Source organism: Arhodomonas sp. KWT (assembly GCF_010993615.1).
Genome location: NZ_WNXE01000620.1, coordinates 1 through 977 on the forward strand (window position 1 = coordinate 1; position 977 = coordinate 977).

The 977-nt window shown below is 72.8% G+C and carries 1 protein-coding gene and 1 pseudogene; both read left to right on the forward strand.

Annotated elements, in window-relative coordinates:
* Positions 1-296, forward strand: a pseudogene (locus tag G7A99_RS21195) (type VI secretion system ATPase TssH); the annotation flags it as partial.
* Between the two features lie 101 nt (positions 297-397).
* On the forward strand, positions 398-844 hold the full coding sequence (locus G7A99_RS21200) for a copper chaperone PCu(A)C (RefSeq protein ID WP_163143891.1): 447 nt from the start codon (positions 398-400) through the stop codon (positions 842-844).
* Positions 845-977 lie beyond the last annotated feature (133 nt).

Consider the following 977-nt stretch of genomic DNA (forward strand, 5'->3'; position numbering starts at 1 on the left):
ACCGGCGCCAGATCCGGCGGATCACCGAGGTCCAGACCGCCTACCTGGACAAGCGCCTCAAGGACCGGGAGATGGCCCTCGTCATCTCCGACGCCGCCCTGGACCGCCTCGGCGAGGCCGGTTTCGACCCGGTCTACGGGGCCCGGCCGCTCAAGCGGGTCATCCAGCAGCGCCTGGAGAACCCGTTGGCCCAGCGCATCCTCGCCGGCGAGTACGGCCCCGGCGACGTGATCCGGGTGGACGTCGAGGGCGACGAGCTCACCTTCGAGCGGGCCCGGGAGACAGCCCAGGCCTGACCGGCGCCTCGCGCGGCCGCGGGGAGCATCACGCCCCGCGGCCGTCCGCCTTGGTATAGTCGCGCAAACCACTGAGCCCCGACGGGCAAGGAGCCCCGACGATGACCGCACGCCTGATCGCCCTCTGCGCCACCCTCCTCCTCGCCGTGACCGCCGCCCACGCGGCGGCCCCGGGCGGTGTCACCGTCTCCGGGGCATGGGCCCGCGCGACCCCGCCCGGCGCGCCGGCCGGCGCCGCCTACTTCGAGGCGACGGCGGCGTCCGGGACGGACCGGCTGGTCGGCGTGGCCAGCCCCGTCGCCAAGAAGGCCATGCTGCACCGGACGGTGACGGAGAACGGCAACCGCACCATGAAGCATGTCGACGGCGTCGACGTGGGCCCGGACAGCCCGCTGGCGTTCGCCCCGGGCGGCTATCACGTCATGCTCATGGGCCTCGACCAGCCCCTGAAGGCCGGCGACCACTTCCCCATGACGCTGACCTTCGAGAAGGCCGGGGACATTCAGGTCGACGTCGAGGTGCGCCCGATCACCGCGGGCGCGGACTGACGGTCGAAGGCGAGCGTCTATACTCCCCGCGTGGGCTGGCGGCGCCCTCCGCCGGCCCACGTCTGCTATCGTGTCGTACGATTACCCGTCCGCACGCGGGTGCGGACCGATAACACACAAGGGGAGCCACCGA